This is a genomic window from Intrasporangium oryzae NRRL B-24470 (genome assembly GCF_000576595.1).
GTDB lineage: Bacteria > Actinomycetota > Actinomycetes > Actinomycetales > Dermatophilaceae > Intrasporangium_C > Intrasporangium_C oryzae.
Map to the genome: position 1 here is coordinate 1 of NZ_AWSA01000003.1, position 16,896 is coordinate 16,896.

The 16,896-nt window shown below is 71.6% G+C and carries 14 protein-coding genes; 7 read left to right on the forward strand and 7 right to left on the reverse strand.

What is annotated here, in order from left to right; genetic code table 11:
* Positions 1-23: 23 nt before the first annotated feature.
* Positions 24-521 carry a hypothetical protein gene (locus tag N865_RS01630; protein ID WP_157557510.1) on the reverse strand — a complete coding sequence of 166 codons (498 nt, stop codon included), beginning with the start codon at positions 519-521 and terminating at the stop codon, positions 24-26.
* Positions 522-567: 46 nt separating this feature from the next.
* Positions 568-1,701, reverse strand: coding sequence for an alpha/beta hydrolase (locus N865_RS01635; RefSeq protein WP_034800848.1), 1,134 nt, complete (start codon positions 1,699-1,701; stop codon positions 568-570).
* Positions 1,702-2,102: 401 nt separating this feature from the next.
* Here N865_RS01635 and N865_RS01640 point away from each other — a divergent pair, with 401 nt between their 5' ends.
* The 3 genes from N865_RS01640 to N865_RS01650 all read left to right on the forward strand — a co-directional run bounded on the left by N865_RS01640 (position 2,103) and on the right by N865_RS01650 (position 6,464).
* On the forward strand, positions 2,103-4,646 hold the full coding sequence (locus N865_RS01640) for a DEAD/DEAH box helicase (RefSeq protein ID WP_034800850.1): 2,544 nt from the start codon (positions 2,103-2,105) through the stop codon (positions 4,644-4,646).
* The gene (locus tag N865_RS01645; protein ID WP_211244829.1) at positions 4,639-5,472 is read left to right on the forward strand and encodes an acyl-CoA thioester hydrolase/BAAT C-terminal domain-containing protein; all 834 of its coding nucleotides are present in this window, start codon (positions 4,639-4,641) and stop codon (positions 5,470-5,472) included. Before N865_RS01640 ends, N865_RS01645 begins: the two co-directional genes overlap by 8 nt.
* A 206-nt stretch (positions 5,473-5,678) precedes the next feature.
* Positions 5,679-6,464, forward strand: a complete 786-nt coding sequence (locus N865_RS01650) for a DUF1206 domain-containing protein (protein WP_034800853.1) — start codon at positions 5,679-5,681, stop codon at positions 6,462-6,464.
* Between the two features lie 204 nt (positions 6,465-6,668).
* Here the strand turns inward: N865_RS01650 and N865_RS01655 are convergent, their stop codons facing one another.
* Complete coding sequence (locus N865_RS01655) at positions 6,669-7,316, reverse strand: DUF1345 domain-containing protein (protein WP_034800855.1); 648 nt, start codon at positions 7,314-7,316, stop codon at positions 6,669-6,671.
* Between the two features lie 192 nt (positions 7,317-7,508).
* On the opposite strand from N865_RS01655, the gene N865_RS01660 reads away from it, so the two are divergent.
* Genes N865_RS01660 through N865_RS01670 form a run of 3 tightly spaced genes read left to right on the forward strand, consistent with a single transcriptional unit; the run spans position 7,509 to position 9,971 of the window.
* Positions 7,509-8,429, forward strand: a complete 921-nt coding sequence (locus tag N865_RS01660; protein WP_034800857.1) for a diacylglycerol/lipid kinase family protein — start codon at positions 7,509-7,511, stop codon at positions 8,427-8,429.
* Entirely contained in the window at positions 8,422-9,231 is an 810-nt protein-coding gene (locus N865_RS01665; protein WP_245603628.1) for a phosphatase PAP2 family protein, read from the forward strand. Before N865_RS01660 ends, N865_RS01665 begins: the two co-directional genes overlap by 8 nt.
* Positions 9,228-9,971 (forward strand): phosphatase PAP2 family protein, encoded by a 744-nt coding sequence (locus N865_RS01670; protein WP_034800859.1) that lies wholly within the window; start codon positions 9,228-9,230, stop codon positions 9,969-9,971. Before N865_RS01665 ends, N865_RS01670 begins: the two co-directional genes overlap by 4 nt.
* A 64-nt stretch (positions 9,972-10,035) precedes the next feature.
* Here N865_RS01670 and N865_RS01675 read toward each other — a convergent pair whose 3' ends face one another.
* Entirely contained in the window at positions 10,036-11,304 is a 1,269-nt protein-coding gene (locus tag N865_RS01675; RefSeq protein ID WP_034800862.1) for an ATP-grasp domain-containing protein, read from the reverse strand.
* A 188-nt stretch (positions 11,305-11,492) separates the two neighbouring features.
* The gene (locus N865_RS01680; protein WP_211244830.1) at positions 11,493-12,239 is read right to left on the reverse strand and encodes a slipin family protein; all 747 of its coding nucleotides are present in this window, start codon (positions 12,237-12,239) and stop codon (positions 11,493-11,495) included.
* A 415-nt stretch (positions 12,240-12,654) separates the two neighbouring features.
* Between N865_RS01680 and N865_RS01685 the strand changes: the two genes are divergently transcribed.
* Complete coding sequence (locus tag N865_RS01685; RefSeq protein ID WP_245603629.1) at positions 12,655-14,016, forward strand: CoA transferase; 1,362 nt, start codon at positions 12,655-12,657, stop codon at positions 14,014-14,016.
* On the opposite strand, the gene N865_RS01690 is transcribed toward N865_RS01685, so the two are convergent.
* Both N865_RS01690 and N865_RS01695 read right to left on the reverse strand, forming a co-directional pair.
* Positions 13,997-15,526, reverse strand: a complete 1,530-nt coding sequence (locus N865_RS01690; protein ID WP_245603630.1) for an MFS transporter — start codon at positions 15,524-15,526, stop codon at positions 13,997-13,999. The two genes, N865_RS01685 and N865_RS01690, sit on opposite strands and share 20 nt — an antisense overlap.
* Positions 15,527-15,529: 3 nt before the next feature.
* Positions 15,530-16,864, reverse strand: a complete 1,335-nt coding sequence (locus tag N865_RS01695; RefSeq protein WP_051509848.1) for a M20/M25/M40 family metallo-hydrolase — start codon at positions 16,862-16,864, stop codon at positions 15,530-15,532.
* Positions 16,865-16,896 lie beyond the last annotated feature (32 nt).

A 16,896-nucleotide genomic window follows, 5' to 3' on the forward strand; every position in this document is an offset into this window, starting at 1 on the left:
CCTGTCAACGGTGTCTCGGGACATCACACCTCCGGGTACGTCACCAGCCGAACCTGCAGGGCCGCCACCTCGCCCTCGGGGTCGCGCAGGACGAGGCCCGCGTTCACCGTGTGGAGGAACGCCGTCGCGAAGCCCTCGTCGCCGAGGCCGTCCGTGTAGGCCCGGTCGACGAGGTCGCGCAGGCCTCCGAGCTCGAGGTGCACCACCTCGACGAGGCCGCCACCGACGTGGAGGTGGTCCTCCGGGCCCCACGCGGTCTCCTCGCGGACCTCACCTCCGTCGGCGAGAGGTGCGAGGGCGGCAGCGCGCTCGGGCCCGGGTGCGACCGAGCCCCGGTGGACGGCATACAGGTCGGTGTCGGAGCGAGCGTCGTCGACGCCGGTGGCGCGCGAGCCACCGAGGAAGACCGCCACCACGGAGTCGAGCCCGAGGAGCGCGTCGGCCAGCCGTTCGTCGTTCGGGCTGTCCAACCGGCCGTCCCGCTGTCCGTCCCGCTGTTTGTCTGCGTCGCCTCGAGTCATGGCGCCGAGCGTAGGGACGGCGGTCGCCTCCCGTCCCAGGGGTTTCTCACGCAGCGGGACGGAACCCCGGAAGCGACTGCCCGAGCCAGGTGAGCGCCTGCGGGACGTAGGGCAGGAACACCGAGACGCGGTGCCCACCGGTCTTCAGCATGACCGTCGTCACCGACAACGGCGGGCGGGCCTCGTGCAGGAACTGGGCCGTCGTCGGGTAGGCGAGCGAGTCGGACTTGCTCGCCATCACCCACATGGCGAGGGCCGGAGGGTTGGTGCGAGCCGTGTGGACGAGGTCGTAGCCGCGCGCGGCCGCCGAGCCCGCCGTGATCGGGTCGTAGGAGCGGGAGAAGTCCGGCCGGAAGTAGCCCTCGAAGACGATCGACGCCCCGAAGATGTCCGGGTGGCGCACGCCGAGCATCGCGGAGCACCAGCCGCCGAAGGAGTAGCCCATGACCGCCCACGACGACCGCGTCGTCTGGGCGCGGAAGTGGCCGACGACCCAGCTCGGGATGTCGCGGGCCAACCACGTCTCGTCCAGGGGACCGGAGAGCGCCGGCGCGTCCACGCACTCGGTGTCGAGCGAGCCGGGGTTGTTGATCTGGGGCATCACGACGATGGACGGCGCGATCTGGTGCGAGGCGATGAGCGCGTCCATCGTCTGGTCGATGTGGATCATCCCGAGGTAGGCGTCGGGGTGCCCTGGGTATCCGTGCAGTCCCATGATCACGGGGTACCGCTTCGGCGAGCTCGGGTCGTAGCCCGGCGGGAGGTAGACGATGACCGCTCCTCGTATGCCGCTGCGGGGCCCCATCACCGTGTAGCGCTGGATGCGCTGCCCGGGCGAGGGCAGGGGCGGCAGCACCGTGGGCGCGTGCAGCTCCGTCAGGCCGGCGCCGTGCACCTTCGCGTCGACGGCCTGGCGCGCCGTCCCACCGTTGTGCATCGACGTCGTGGTGGCGTTGGCTCCGAGAAGGTCGCTCCAGCTGATGTAGAACAGGTACTGGTCGTTGAGGACCGCCGCCGAGAGGATGACGACGGTGAGGCTGAGCGCGATCGCCTCGGCCCCCCGCGCTGCGATGCCGACCCAGCGCCGCCTCGCGCGCGGCAGGCCCAGGACGAGCACGAGGAAGAGGATGATGGCGACCGCCGCCAGTACGGCGAGGAGCGCGCCGCTCGTCAGCTCCATGGTTCCTCCTCGACGTGGGCGCTGATGGCGCCCGCGGTGTCCTGTCTGCGAGGTTAGGCAGGCAGCTTGTGAGGTTCGCGGACGGATGCTGGGAGTTGCCGGGGCCGTTCCTGAGCGCGGGTCGAGGTCACCCTGAGCCCAGTCCGAGGGCCCCGTCCCCGCCCGCGGCCTGGCCCCCGATGTGCGGAACCGTTCCGCGTCCCGTCGCAACGGAATAGGCTCTGATGTCGAAAGCAACCGACGGGTGGTCGGCCCCAGGCAGCGGGGGCCGGCCGCCCGTCGGCATGTTCCGCCCCTGCCCTCGTCCCTGAAGACCGTCGCCCGGACGGCCGGGCCGGAGTCCCCGCCCCTTCTGGTCCGCGGGTTCGTCGCGCGTGCCCGCCCGGCGGCATACTCACGGGGTGAAGAACCTCAACGAGCGGATCCCGCGGGACCCCGATCCCGACGCCCTCTACGAGGTGTTCACCGAGTGGACCTCCGAGCGGGGGCTCACGCTCTACCCGCACCAGGAGGAGGCCTTCCTCGAGGTCCTGAGCGGCAGCAACGTCATCCTCGCGACGCCGACGGGCTCGGGGAAGTCGCTCGTCGCGACCGCCGCCCACTTCACGGCGCTCGCCGAGGATCGTGTCAGCTTCTACACCGCACCGATCAAGGCGCTCGTATCGGAGAAGTTCTTCGCGCTCTGCGAGCAGTTCGGCGCCGACAACGTCGGGATGATCACCGGTGACGCGACGGTCAACGGCGACGCCCCGATCATCTGCTGCACGGCGGAGATCCTCGCCAACCTCGCCCTGCGCGAGGGCCCGGCCGCCGACATCGGGCTCGTCATCATGGACGAGTTCCACTTCTACTCCGAGCCCGACCGCGGCTGGGCGTGGCAGGTGCCGATCCTCGAGCTGCCGCAGGCGCAGTTCGTCCTCATGTCGGCGACCCTCGGCGACGTCACGATGTTCCGCGATGACCTCACCCGCCGGACCGGCCGCTCGACGGCCGTCATCGCCGGCACGGAGCGCCCGGTCCCCCTCGAGTTCTCGTATGCCGTGACGCCCCTCCACGAGACGATCGAGGAGCTGCTCGAGAAGGACCGCGCGCCGATCTACGTCGTCCACTTCACGCAGGCGGCCGCGCTCGAGCGGGCGCAGAGTCTCATGGGCGTCAAGATCACGAGCCGCGAGGAACGCGACGCGATCGCCGAGCGGATCGGCGGGTTCCGCTTCGGGGCCGGCTTCGGGCGGACCCTCTCGCGCCTCGTCCGGCACGGCATCGGCGTCCACCACGCGGGCATGCTGCCCAAGTACCGTCGCCTCGTCGAGCAGCTCGCGCAGGACGGCCTGCTCAAGGTGATCTGCGGCACCGACACGCTCGGCGTCGGCATCAACGTCCCCATCCGAACCGTCCTGCTCACCGGCCTGACGAAGTTCGACGGGACGAAGCAGCGCACGCTCAAGGCGCGCGAGTTCCACCAGATCGTCGGCCGGGCCGGCCGCGCCGGGTTCGACGCACGCGGCTGGGTCGTCGCCCAGGCCCCGGAGCACGTCATCGACAACCTCCGCGCCGTCGAGAAGGCCGGCGACGACCCCAAGAAGCAGAAGAAGATCCCGCGCAAGAAGGCGCCGGAGGGGTTCGTCGGCTGGTCCGAGGAGACCTTCGAGCGGCTCATCGCGGCCGAGCCCGAGCCGCTCCAGCCGCGGATGCGGGTGTCGCACTCGATGCTCGTCAACCTCCTTGCCCGAGAAGGCAACCCGGTCGCCCACGCAGTGCGGCTCCTGTCCGACAACCATCACGAGGCCAAGGACCAGCGGCGCCTCCAGCGGCACGCACTCGTCCTCGCGAAGGAGCTCATCACCTCCGGCGTCGTCGAGCGGCTCCCCACGGCCGAGGCGTCGGGGCGGCGCCACGCCCTCACGATCGACCTCCAGCGCGACTTCGCCCTCAACCAGCCGCTCGCGCCCTTCGCGCTCGCCGTCATGGACACCCTCGACCCCGACTCCGACACCTACGCCCGCGACATCGTCTCCGTCATCGAGGCGATCCTCGAGGACCCCCGCCAGGTTCTCTGGGCCCAGGAGTTCAAGGCCCGGGGCGAGGCCGTCGCCGCGATGAAGCTCGACGGGATCGAGTACGAGGAGCGGATGGAGCGGCTCGAGGAGGTCACGTGGCCCAAGCCGTTGGCCGACCTCCTCGAGGTGACGCTCACGGCATACCGCCAGACCCACCCGTGGCTCTCGGCGGACGCGCTCTCGCCGAAGTCCGTCGTCCGCGAGATGTACGAGCGTGGCATGACGTTCAACGAGTTCGTCTCCGCCTACGGGCTGTCGCGGTCGGAAGGGCTGCTGCTGCGCTACCTCACCGACGCCTATCGGACCCTGCGCCACACGGTGCCCGAGTCGGCGCGCACCGAGGAGCTCGAGGACATCATCGAGTGGCTCGGCGAGCTCGTCCGCCAGACCGACTCGAGCCTGCTCGACGAGTGGGAGGATCTCGTCAACCCGTCCGAGGCGCTCGCTCACCAGGCCGAGGTCGCGCCGCCGGCACGTCCGCTCACCGCCAACGAGCGCGCCTTCACCGTCATGATCCGCAACGCGATGTTCCACCGGGTCGAGCTCGCGTCGCGCGACCAGTGGGAGTCGCTTGGGGAGCTCGAGGCCCGGGTCGCCGAGCTGACCGACCCGCCCCGCAAGGTCGTCATGGACGCCGACGCGTGGAACGACGCCCTCGGCGCCTACTACGACGACCACGACGCCATCGCGACCGACCAGGAGGCCCGCTCCCCCGCGCTGCTCCAGGTCGAGAAGACCCCGACCGAGTGGCGGCTGCGCCAGGTCGTCGTCGACCCCGACGGCGACAAGGACTGGGGCATCGTCGCGACCGTCGACCTGCCGGCGAGCGACGAGGTCGGCGCGGCCGTCCTCACCGTGACCGGATTCGAGCGGCTCGGTGGGTGACCTTCCCGGCTCGGAGACGTTCGTCGCGACTCCCGACCGCGGCGGCAACGGCACCGGGGTGCTCGTCCTCTCGGGGTCGAGCGGACGGGTGGAGCGGGACCGCGCGGAGCTGCTCGCCGCCGCCGGGGTCGCCGCCCTGACCTACCGCTGGTTCGGCGGCTCGGATGGCCCCGATGGCATCTGCGAGCACCCCCTCGAGTCGTTCTCCTGGGCCGTGGAACGCCTTGCGGCGCAGTGCGACCGGGTCGTCCTCATGGGCGCCTCCAAGACGGCTGAGGCCTTCCTCCTATATGCCGCTGACGACCCTCGCGTCGACGCCGTCGTCGCGCTCGCGCCGAGTCACGTCGCGTGGGCCAACGTCGGCCCGGGGGCGGACGGTGCGGTGCGCCCGTGCCGGTCGTCATGGAGCCGTGGCGGGGTGCCGGTGCCCTTCGTCCCCTATGACGACGACATCGCCGTCGACACCGACCCACCGGCCTTCGAACCGGTCTACCGGGGCAGCCTGCGCACCTTCGCCGACCGGGTCGAGGCGGCACGGATTCCGGTCGAGCGGTTCTTCGGCGACGTGCTGCTCGTCGCCGGCGGTGACGACCGGGTCTGGCCGGCGCTCGACTTCGCTCGGGAGATCCAGGCCCGGCGAGCGGCATACGACCTGCCGACGACGCTGGTGACGCATCCCGGGGCGGGACACCGCGTGATCCTGCCCGGAGAGTCCGTGGCCGAAGGTGGGATGCGGATGGCGCGGGGCGGCACCGAGGCGGCCGACCGCGAGCTGGGCCGGCTCGCCTGGCCGCTCGTGCGACGCGTCCTCGATCTGAACTCCTGAGCCATTACGCCTGACCCCTGAGACCGCCCAGCCCCACCACCACACCAACTCCGCCCCGGCGGACTCGGCGGGCTCTCCGAGGCCCGAACCAACGCAACAACTCCGCCCCGGCGAAGAAGCAGGGTGCCGAGCCGTGAGGCGAGGCCCCGAAACGGGTATGCGTCCGGAGGGCCACGGATGCACCGTGGGCTGAGAGGATCGCGGGCATGGACACGTCGGACGTCAAGCAGATCTCGCGGCAGGCCAGCAACAACCCAGCACTCGAGACCCTCGCGCGGGTGGGTTACGCCGTCAACGGGGTCCTCCACATCATGATCGGCCTCATCGCGCTCCAGCTCGCGTGGGCCGCCTCCTCGACGAGCGCAGACCAGACCGGTGCTCTCGGGGCCCTCTCCGACAACACGTTCGGCCGGATCACGCTGTGGGTCGCGGTCATCGGCTGGCTCGGCCTCGCCGTCTGGCAGATCACCGATGCGATCTCCGGCTCGTTCGAGACGAGCGACCGGCTCAAGGCCGCAGCCAAGGCCGTCCTCTACCTCGCACTCTCGTGGACGGCGTTCCGGTTCGCGCAGGGCACGAAGTCGTCGGGCAAGCAGCAGACGACCGACTTCACGGCATCCCTCATGTCGAAGCCCTTCGGGGTGTGGCTCGTCGGGCTGGTGGGCCTGGTCATCATCGGCGTCGGCGTCTACCACGTCGTCAAGGGCTGGAAGCAGACGTTCCTGCGCGACCTCGAGACCCACCCGGGCGACTTCATTGTCAAGGCGGGTCGGTTCGGCTACATCGCGAAGGGCGTCGCCCTGGCGATCGTCGGCGGCCTCTTCGTCCTCGCCGCGATCCGCCACAAGCCGAGCGAGTCGCGGGGGCTCGACGGCGCCCTGCGCAACCTCCTCGGCGCGCCGGCAGGGCAGCTGCTCCTGACGCTCGTCGCGGTCGGGCTCATCGCGTTCGGTGTCTACTGCTTCGGCCGCGCGCGCCACGCGGAGGTCTGAGCGCACTCTGCCCTCGGGTCACGGCCCGGCGACACCGCGCGAGGCGGTGTCGCCGGGCCGCGCGGCTCGGGTGCAGGTGTCCGAGCGCCCTACGTCACTGCCCAGGATTGGTGAGCAGTGCCGTAGCGCGCGGCAGGCCCGCTCCCGGGGCCCTTACGTCACTGCCCAGCGTTGTTGGGCAGTGACGTAGCGCGCGGGGTGGGCCTACCCGCCTCCGCTGCCGCCCGAGCCGAAGCCGGCGACGAGGTTGATCGTGGCGGCGATGACGACCGTGCCGTAGAGGTAGGCGAGCATCGTGTGACCGAGGACGATGCGACGGATGTCCGAGGTCTTGAGGTCCGTGTCGGAGACCTGGTAGGCCATCCCGAGGTTGAACGAGAAGTAGGCGAAGTCCGAGAAGGTCGGGTCCTCGTCCTGGTTGAAGTCGATCGGCGGCCTGGGGCTCGCGTAATAGACCCGGGCGTAGCGCAGCAGGTAGACGGTGTGGACACAGAGCCAGCCCACCGCGACCGCGACGACGCCGATGAGGGCATCCACGACCTGCGCCGTCCCTTTGGCCGTGCTGCCGATGAGGAGGGCACCGACTCCGCAGAGGCTCGCGAGTCCCACGAGGATGACGACGACGTCGTACCAGGCAGCGTCACCGTCGCGACCAGCGACCTTCTCCCTCGTGGACGGCGCGTCATGGCGCATGACGTGCCTGAGCAGGGGCAGGGCGAAGACGAGGCCTCCCACGATGAACCCCGCGAGGCCGTGGGTGAGCGGCTCTCCCGCCTGGCCGAGCGGAAGCGCGAATCCGGCGATCATGCCGACGACGAGGGCGACTGCGAGCCGCCGGCGGATGGTGGGCACGTTCGGACGCTACTCCGCGTCGATCGGACCGCGCTGGACGCTCGCCGAACGCCAGCCGAGAGCGCGCCGGACGCGCGCCGGGTGTCGGCCACCGCGCCGACCCGGCCGTGGTCGGCAGGACCACCGATCGGGTATGTCGATCGGTGGTCGCGCATCCCCGTTGCCGCCCGCCCCGACCCTAGGATCCGAGACATGGCCGACCTTGCCGCACCCGTGCGCCGCAGCCTCACCGTCGTCGTCAACCCGACGAAGGTCGAGGAGCTCGACGCCGCCAAGAAGGTCGTCGCCGACGCGTGCGCCCTCCACGGCTGGGAGTCCCCCCGCTGGATCGAGACCACGGCGGAGGAGACCGGCGAGAAGCAGGGGCGCGAGGCCGTCGAGTCCGGCGCCGACGTCGTCGCGTCCCTGGGAGGCGACGGCACCGTCCGCGCCGTCGCCTCGGCGCTCGTCGGGACCGAGGTCGCCCTGGGGCTCCTCCCCGGTGGCACCGGCAACCTCCTCGCGCGCAACCTCGACCTGCCCATCGACACGCTCGAGAACGCCGTCGAGGCGCTCCTGACCGGCTCCGAGCGGCGCATCGACGTCGGTTACGCCGCAGTGGGGGAGCAGCCCGAGGAGGTCTTCCTCGTCATGACCGGCCTCGGTCTCGACGGCGAGATCATGGCCGGCACCAGCGAGAAGGTGAAGGCGGCCGTCGGCTGGGGCGCCTATGTCCTCGCTGCCGCGGGCAAGGTCTTCAGCCGTGGCTTCTCCGTCACGGTCGAGGGGGGCAGCGAGATCCCGCTCCGGCGGCACGCCCGCACTGTGGTCATCGGCAACTGTGGCACTCTTCAAGGCGGCATCGAGCTCCTGCCCGACGCGCAGCTCGACGACGGCCTCCTCGACGGCGTCATCATCGCGCCGAAGGGCGCCCTCGGCTGGGGCTCCGTCCTCGTCGACGTCGCGACCCGACACCGCGCCGGACACCGCCGCCTCGACCGGCTCAAGGGCGCACGTCTCCGGATCAGGGCAGCGGAGGCAGTCGAGGTCGAGATCGACGGCGACCCCATCGGCGAGCACCGCGAGCTCTCCGTGCGCGTCGAGCCCCGGTCACTGGTGGTGCGCGTTGGCTGAGGAGATCGCCCGGCAGGACCCAGCGGCATACGGCCCGACTCGTGCGGCGCAAGCCGAGGAGGGTCAGCGCGCCCGCGAGCAGGCGACGTCCGGCAGCAGCCGGTGGCGACGGATGCGCAAGGCGATCGGCTTCGGCCTGCTCTTCGCCGTTCCGGTGACGGCGCTCGCCTTCGTCGTGCGCGAGAAGCTCCTGCCGGTGATCGAGATCGACCAACGGGCGATCATCGCTGCCACCGACGTGACGCGGGCCAACCCCGGGCTCCGCACCGCCCTGCTCGTCTGGCAGGAGATGACCCAGCCGAGGTGGCTCTACATCCTCGCCACCCTCCTGTGTGTCTGGGTCTGGCGACGCTACGGCCTCACGAGCCGGGCGATCTGGGCGTTCGTCACGATGATGGTGGCCTGGAACCTCCAGCTCGTCCTCAAGGAGGTCGTCCGGCGCGCCCGACCCGTCGTCAGCGACCCGGTGTCCCACGCTCCGGGCTACAGCTTCCCGTCGGGTCACGCGGCCAACGTCGCGGCCGTCGCCACGGCTGTCATCCTGCTCGTCTGGCCGATCTGCTCGCCGCGGGCGCGCGGCGTGGTCATCGGCGTCAGCGCGGGGGTCGTCCTGGTCACGATGCTCGACCGGGTCTTCCTCGGCGTCCACTTCCCGTCCGACGTCGTCGGCGGACTCATGTTCGGAGTCGGGCTCGTCACGGCTTCGTACCTCGGCTACGTCGGATGGAACCCCGCCCGACCCAACGACACCCCTCCCCCCGAGGGGCACTCCGGCCCCGAATCGTCGAAAGGCCTCAGGTGAACCATCCCGTCCTGCACCGTTACGAGATCGACCCAACCCGGCCCGCCATCGGGTCCGCCCTGCGCGACCTCGGCCTGCGCGTCGCCGCACCCGCCGTCGTGCTCTTCGCCATCATCACCGGTCTCGGCTTCCTCATCGTCGGGCCGCTCGGTGACCTCAAGTCCGAGACCTCCGTCAACAAGACGCTCCAGGACACCCGGAGCGCCACGTGGGACGCCGTGACCGCCGTGTGGTCGCACATCGGCAACACCGAGATCATCATCGGCGTCTGCGTCATCGTCGTCGCCATCCTGTGGTGGCGGACCAAGCAGTGGTGGTATGCCGTCATCCCCGCCATCGCGATCGCGACCCAGGCGAGCGTCTTCGTCGCGGCGACCACCGTCGTCGGACGCGACCGGCCGCAGGTTCCGCACCTCGACCCGGCACCGCCCACGTCGAGCTACCCGAGCGGGCATGTCGGCGCCTCAACCGCGCTCTACGTCACCTTCGCACTCATGGCGCAGCGGATCGAGCGAGCCTGGCTGCGGCAGGTCGTCACGGTCGTCTGCCTCGTCGTGCCGTTCCTCGTCGCCTACGCCCGCCTCTACCGGGGCATGCACCACCTGTCGGACGTGCTCGTCGGCATGCTCAACGGGCTCGTCTGCGTGGTCCTGGCCTGGCTGTGGCTGCGACGTGACACCAGCCGCTCGGGTGCCGGCGTCAAAGCCGCCCGCACCGACCAGGTCGCCGAGCCGCGCTGAGGCTCACCCCGCGCCCCGCGCCCTACGGCACTGCCCAACCATTGTGGGCAGTGCCGTAGGGCTGTCATTCGATGCCGAGGCGCTGCTTCTCGTCCGCGACCCACAGCCGGATGAGTCCCTCGAAATGGGCGAGGAACACGTCGTGCTCGTGGGCCGGGTACGTCGTGACGACGGTCGAGTTGAGCAGGTGGTGGAAGGCCTCCGACTGGACCCACTCGAGGACCGCGCGGTCGAGGTGCGGCAGGTGGTGCTCGCACCAGGCCCAGTAGGCCTCGGTCTCGAAGTACTCGTCGGCGAGGGCGAGGTACGCGTCGAGCTTCGCCGCCTCGGAGAGGTCGTCCCGGTCGGCGATGTCGAAGTAGCGACGCATGGTGAGGTCGAGAGGAGGCCGCCGTCCGGTCACGAGGCAGTAGGCCGACCACCGCACGAGCGCCTTGATCGCCCACGGGAAGTAGTAGTGCAGCGAGGTCACCGCCACGTCCGGACAGGCGTTCGCATAGTCGATCGGGTAGACGTCATCACCCGTCACGAGCATCTCGGCCGAGTTGAACTCCCATCCGAACATCGCGTTGACGATCCGGCTGATCGCCGCGACCTGGTGGCCCGCCGAGGGCGACAGGAAACCGTGCGACACGGCATACCGGTTGTGCATCGGCTGCTCGGGACGGAAGTCCATGACCATCGTCTCGGGGCCGATCGACAGAGCCCGCGCGAAGTGCTCGTAGTCGACCGTCGACTGCAGGTGCATGAGCATCTCGCCGGAGTCGTCATACGCCCTGACGAGGTCGTGCTCGTCGTTGATGCGTGAGACGCCGCGCCAGCCTCCGCCGTCGAACGGCTTCATGTAGAGCGGGTAGCCGAGCCGGTTGGCGATCGTCTTGAGGTCGAAGGGGCGGTTGTACTTCGCCGACGTGTACGCCCACCGGACGTTGTCGACCGGGTTCTTGTACGGGACGAGCCACGTGTCGGGCACCTTGAGCCCCAGCCGCATGAGCGCGCAGTAGGCGCTGTGCTTCTCCATCGACTGGAACGTGAAGGGGCTGTTGAGCAGGTAGGTGTCGTTCATGAGAGCGGCCTTCTTGAGCCACTCGCGCGGGTGGTAGTACCAGTGCGCGAGCCGGTCGATGACGAGCTCGGTCCGCACCGGCTGGCGCAGGTCGAACGGCTCGATCGTGAGTCGCTCGCTCGTCAGCTCGTGGGTCACGCCGTCGTCGGACGTGATCGGCCCGACGAGGGCGAGGAGCTGCTCGAAAGCCTGCGGCCAGTCCTCCTCCGCCCCGAGCAGCAGCCCGATGAGATGGGTCCGGGTCGTCACCGGGGCCGTGTCGGACATCGTGCGTCTCCTACCTGGGTGAGGGGGTCAGCCGTCTGCGCTGATCCTTGCAGGACTTGCGCCTCCTGTCGCCGGATCGCACCCTGCCGAGAAGGCCGAGACCGAGCGTCGAGCTGGGCGGCATACGGCTCCCCATGCCGTATGCCGCCGTCCCCCGGTCTCGCAGTCGACTCCCCGACGACGGCGGCTCAGTCCGTCACGTCAGCGGCGCCGGCGACGCCCTTGGCGGACGCGTCCACATCCCCGAGGTGGAGCACGAGCTGCGTGCCCGCCGGTGCAGACTGGACGAGCCGCAGGCGCGCGAGCGCCGGGTGGGCGTCGAGCAGCCGGGCGCCGTTCGCGAGCGAGCGCAGGGCTGCCGTCTCAGCCCGGGCCAGCTCGAGCTGGGCCGCGCCCCGCTGCCGGGCCTGCACGAGCTCGGCGGCGGCGCCCCGCACCTCGGGCGGGAGGATGACGTCCTTGACGACGACCTCCGCGACGGCGATACCGACCGACGAGGCGACGGCGGCGGTCGCCGCAGTGATCTCCTCCCGCGGCAGCGCCGTCCCCCGCGTGACCAGCTCGTCGGCGGTGATGCGCGCGAGCGCCTCACGGAGCGCGACCTGCCCGGCCAGGTAGACACGGGCGACCGGGTCGTCCGAGACCTCGACGAAGGCGACCGGCTCGGCGACGGACCAGCGAACCGCCGCCGTCACCTTCGTGGAGATGCCGTCGGCGGTCAGCACCTCCTGCGGCGAGAGCGTCAGCAGGTGCTCGCGAAGGTCGACGCGGACGATCTTCGTGCGCCAGCCACGCCGGTGCCGTCCCGGCGTCAGGACCTGCTCGAGGAGCCCGCGGCGGTAGCGCAGGGCACACTCGCGCGGGCCGACGGTGACGGTGAGGACGGACATCGGGACGACCTCCTTCTGGGGCTGGGCGTACGACGGGCGGCGCACGCTGGGATCGGACGGTGGTGCGGTGGTGCGGTGGTGCGAGCGGCGCCGACCGGCGACGACCCCGGCGGGGGCCCGGACAAGCCGGACCCGCTGGCGAGGGACGACGACACCCGGCCGGCGCCGCTCCAGGGAGTTGAACCCCTCGGCGCCCGAGAGCGCCTTTTCCTGTCTGCTGTACAGGCAGCTGCACCTCGGGTGGGGACGACACGCAGGACCGGCTGTGGCACGCCACGCAGGCTGCTGACCCCACCTCTGTGCGGGACCAAGGATGGAACGAACGGAATGCGCCCGTCCACCGACTTTGTGGTGATGTCTGCCAGGAGACGGCCGAGGCTCCACAGACCCTGTTGACGTCCGGCTCCTGAGCCCTGCTGCCTCTGCTGCCTCTGCTGCCTCTGGTGCGAGACTGGTCCGGGTGAGCTCCCGACTCGTCGACATCACCGAGAGCCTGCTCCCCGTGCTTGGCCCCGCTACCGAGCTGCCCGAGGTCGCGTGGTCCGGCCCGCGGACATGGTGGGCCGGCCCGCTCGACGTCGAGGGCCTGGCGGCCGCGAGCGTCACCCTCGCCTCGGCCGCCGCGACCCGGCTCGCCGAGCGCCGCGGGAACCCTGTGCTGCTCGGGACCACGGCCGATCTCCTCGCCGCGAACTTCGGCTCGCTGGACCACCTGCGCATCGACGGGCGGGCCCCCGTCGGCTTCGCTCCCCTGTCCGGCTACTTCGAGACGGCGGACGGATGGGTCCGGTTGCACGGCAACTACCCGCACCATGCCGCAGCACTGGGCGAAGCACTCGGGGTCGGCGACCGCGACAGCCTCGCCGTCGTCCTGCGGGACCTGTCGGCCCTCGACGTGGAGCGCCGGGTGCGCGCCGCGGGCGGCATCGCGGGTGCGCTGCGGAGACCCGCTGCCTGGCGGACGAGCGAGCCGGCCCGGGCGGTCGACGCCTCCCCGTGGATCGCCGTCGACCTGCATCCCCGCCAGCGCCCACTGCCAGCTGCGAGCGGAAGCCCGCTGAGCGGCATACGCGTCCTCGACCTGACCCGCGTCATCGCGGGTCCGACCGGCTCCCGGCTGCTCGCCCTCCTGGGGGCCGACGTGCTGCGCGTGGACCCACCGCAGCTGCCGGAGCTGCTCGACCAGCACCTCGACACCGGGTTCGGCAAGCGCAGTGCCGTCGCGGACCTTCGCGACCCGGCCGTCGCCGCGCGCCTCCACGAGCTGCTCGACGGGGCCGATGTCCTCCTCACGGGGTATCGCCCCGGCGCGCTCGGAGGCCTCGGCCTCGACCCGGCGAGCCTGGCCGAGCGGCACCCGGACGTCGTCCACGTCAGCCTCTCGGCATGGGGCGAGACCGGGCCGTGGGGCAGCGAGCGGGGCTTCGACAGCATCGTGCAGTCGGTCACGGGGATCGGGCACGTCTACGGATCGAGTGACGGCACAGGGCGCTTCGTGCCTGGCGCGCTGCCGGTCCAGGCGCTCGACCACGCAACCGGGTACGGCATGGCGGCCGCGGCCATGGCGATGCTCGCGTCCGGGCAGGCCGGCACGGCGTCTCTCAGCCTGGCGCGCACGGCACACGTCCTCCTCGACGCCGGGCCGCTGCCGGGCGCGACCGCAGCGACTCTCGATGTCGACCTCGTGACGACGCCCTCGACCCACGGCCTGCTCGTGCACGCGCCGGCCCCGGTCACGCTCGACGGCGTGTCCATCCCGCAGCAGGCTCCGGGTGCCTACGGCCGGGCCGACCTCGCCTGGCTCACGCCCTCGGCGTCCTGATCCGCGCCGCGGCTGCGTTGCCGTGGACCTCCGTGGCGTGGACGACGGCGAGGAACACCGCGGCGACGGCGGCCGTGACGCCGCAGATCGCCCAGACGACGAGGTAGCCGCCGAGGGACGCATGGGCCGTCGCCTCGGAGTCGACCGAGCCGGTCGAGGCGAGCGCGATCGCGAAGACGCTCGAGGCGAAGGCGCCGCCGATCGTCTTCGTCGTGTTCGTCATCCCCGTCGTCAGCCCCGTGTGGGTCGGCGGGGCGGCGGCCGCTGCCGCAGCGGGCAGCCCCGCGACGAGCGCTCCCGAGCCGAGGCCGGCGATGACCATGTTCGTCAGTGTCTGGGCGAGCGAGCCGTGGAACGGCAGGAACAGCAGGTAGCCGATGGCGACGAGGACGGCCGCGCCGACCATCGCGACTCTGGTCCCGGTGCGCCGCCCGACGAGGTGCAGCAGGAGGGCCCCGGCGGCGAGCGACAGGACGTAGGCCCCGATGATGATCGACACCTTCCCGGCCGAGGCGCCGAGCCCGTAGCCCGTCACGGCCGGGTCGGTGCGGGCGAAGGTCGACAGCGGGATCTGCGCGCCGAGGACCGAGACGCCGAAGAGGAACGCCGTCGCCTGGACCGGCCACTGCCCGCGGCCGCCGAGGATGCGCAGGTCGACGAGGGGCTCGGGGTGGGCGAGCTCGACCCGGGCGAACGGCACGAAGGCCAGCGCCCCCGCCACGACGAGGACCCACGGCCACGCACTCCCCGGCCCGAGGACGCGGAGCATGACGAGCCCGGCCATGACGAGCCCGAGCGCGAGGGTGATGAGCCCGAAGCCGCGCCAGTCGATCGAGCCCGAGGCGAGCGCCGGCGACTCCTCGACGCCGAACCAGATCGCCACGAGGGCCAGAGTGACGACGACGGCCGGCAGGGCCAGCAGCGCGGTCATGCCGAGCGACTCGGCGAGCGCACCGCTCGTCAGCGCACCGACGATCACGCCGACCTCGAGCCCGGCGACGAGCAGGCCCGCGGCGCCCCGGACCCGGGACTCCTCGCCGCGGGTCCGCCGGTGGATGATGGCGACCTCCATCGGCAGCCACACGACGTAGAAGCCCTGCAGGGCCCACGCGACGAGGAACGTCCCGAAGGTCGGGGCGAACGCGACCCCCCAGGACGCGACCGCCGTGACGACGGTCGACAGGAGCAGCACCTTGCGGTGACCGATGAGGTCGCCGAGCCGCGCGAGCAGGGGCACGACGAGCGCCGAGACGATGAGCTGCGCCGCCTCGAACCAGTTGACGTCGGCGTCCTTGATCGACAGGTGCCGGGCGATGTCGGTGAAGATCGGCGTGTAGTAGCCCTGCAGGACGCCGCTCGCGAGCTCGACGCAGACGAGGAAGCCGACGATCTTCGTGATCGGGCTGCGGACGACGGCCATCGCGGCGTCGCCGAGGACCGGGGTGTGGACGGGGTCGGCGCTCACGGGGTCGGCGCTCACGGGGTCGGTGCCCACGGGGTCGGTGCTCACGGGTCAGAGCCTCTCGATGAGTCGGCGGTACCAGCTGACGGCATCGCGCAGGTCGTCGACGCCGATCCGCTCGTCGACGCCGTGGATCGCGCCGCGCTGGGCCTCGGTCATCCGGATCGGCGTGAACCGGTAGACCCGCGGCCAGACCCGGTGGAAGTGCCGCGAGTCGGTCGCGGCCATCATGACGTAGGGCACGGGGATCGTACCCGGGAACACGTCGGCGAGCGTGTCGGAGATCAGCTCGTATGCCGCGTCGTCCGTCGGCGAGACCGGGCTCGGTTCGTCGCCGCTGACGAGGGCGACCTCGATGCGAGGATCCTTGACGACCCGTCGGATCCGCTCGAGCGCACCGTCGACCGTCTCGCCCACCATGACGCGCATGTTGACGTGGGCCGTCGCGGTCGCGGCGAGGACGTTGGCGCCGGGTGACCCGCTCAGCTGGGTCACGGCGACCGTCGTCCGGGTCATCGCCGCGGTCTCGTGGCCGAGCCGGGTGAAGACGTGCGTGAGGACGGGGCGCAGGGCCCGCGCGTGGGCGAAGACCCAGCCCAGCGGCATACGGGCGTGGCCGCCGAGGCGCTCGAGCATGGTCACGGTCGGGTCGGGCAGGCGGGCCGGGAAGGGGTGCCTCTCGAGACGGAGGACCGCGCGGGCGATCCGGGCCGTGGCGCCCATCCGTTTCGGGGCGGAGGCGTGGCCGCCGTCGCCGCGGGCGGTGAGGCGGACGTCGACGGTGCCCTTCTCGGAGACGCCGATGACCGCCATGGGGTCGTCGACGCCGGGGAGCGCTCCGCGGACGATCGCCCCGCCCTCGTCCATGACGAACCACGGCTCGACCCCACGGCCGCGCAGGACGGCGACGGCGTCCTTGGCGGCATGGCCGGAGACCTCCTCGTTGCAGCCGAAGGAGAGCCACACGTCCCGACGAGGCGTGAACCCATCCTCGAGGAGCGACTCGACCGCGGCGCACGTCGCGACGAGCGAGCCCTTGCAGTCGAGCGCCCCGCGGCCCCAGACGAACCCGTCCTCGACCGCGCCGGAGAACGGCGGGTGCGTCCAGGCCGTTGCGTCGTCGACCGGGACGACGTCGAGGTGCGCCATGAGCACGACCGGCGCCTCGTCGGTCGTGCCGGGCCAGCGGACGAGGAGGGCGTCGCCGGCGATCCTATCGACCTCGCAGGCCTCGTGGAGGCGCGGGAACTGGGCGCGCAGCTCGTCGAGCAGGGCGCCGAACGCCGCCCGGTCCTCCCTGGCCGGGTCCCGGTCGGAGACGGTGGGGATGCGGATGCACGCGCTCAGGGCGCGGACGGCGACGTCGACGTCGGTGGTGCTCGACATGGACGGAGAGTATGCCGGAGGGCCGGGCCGGG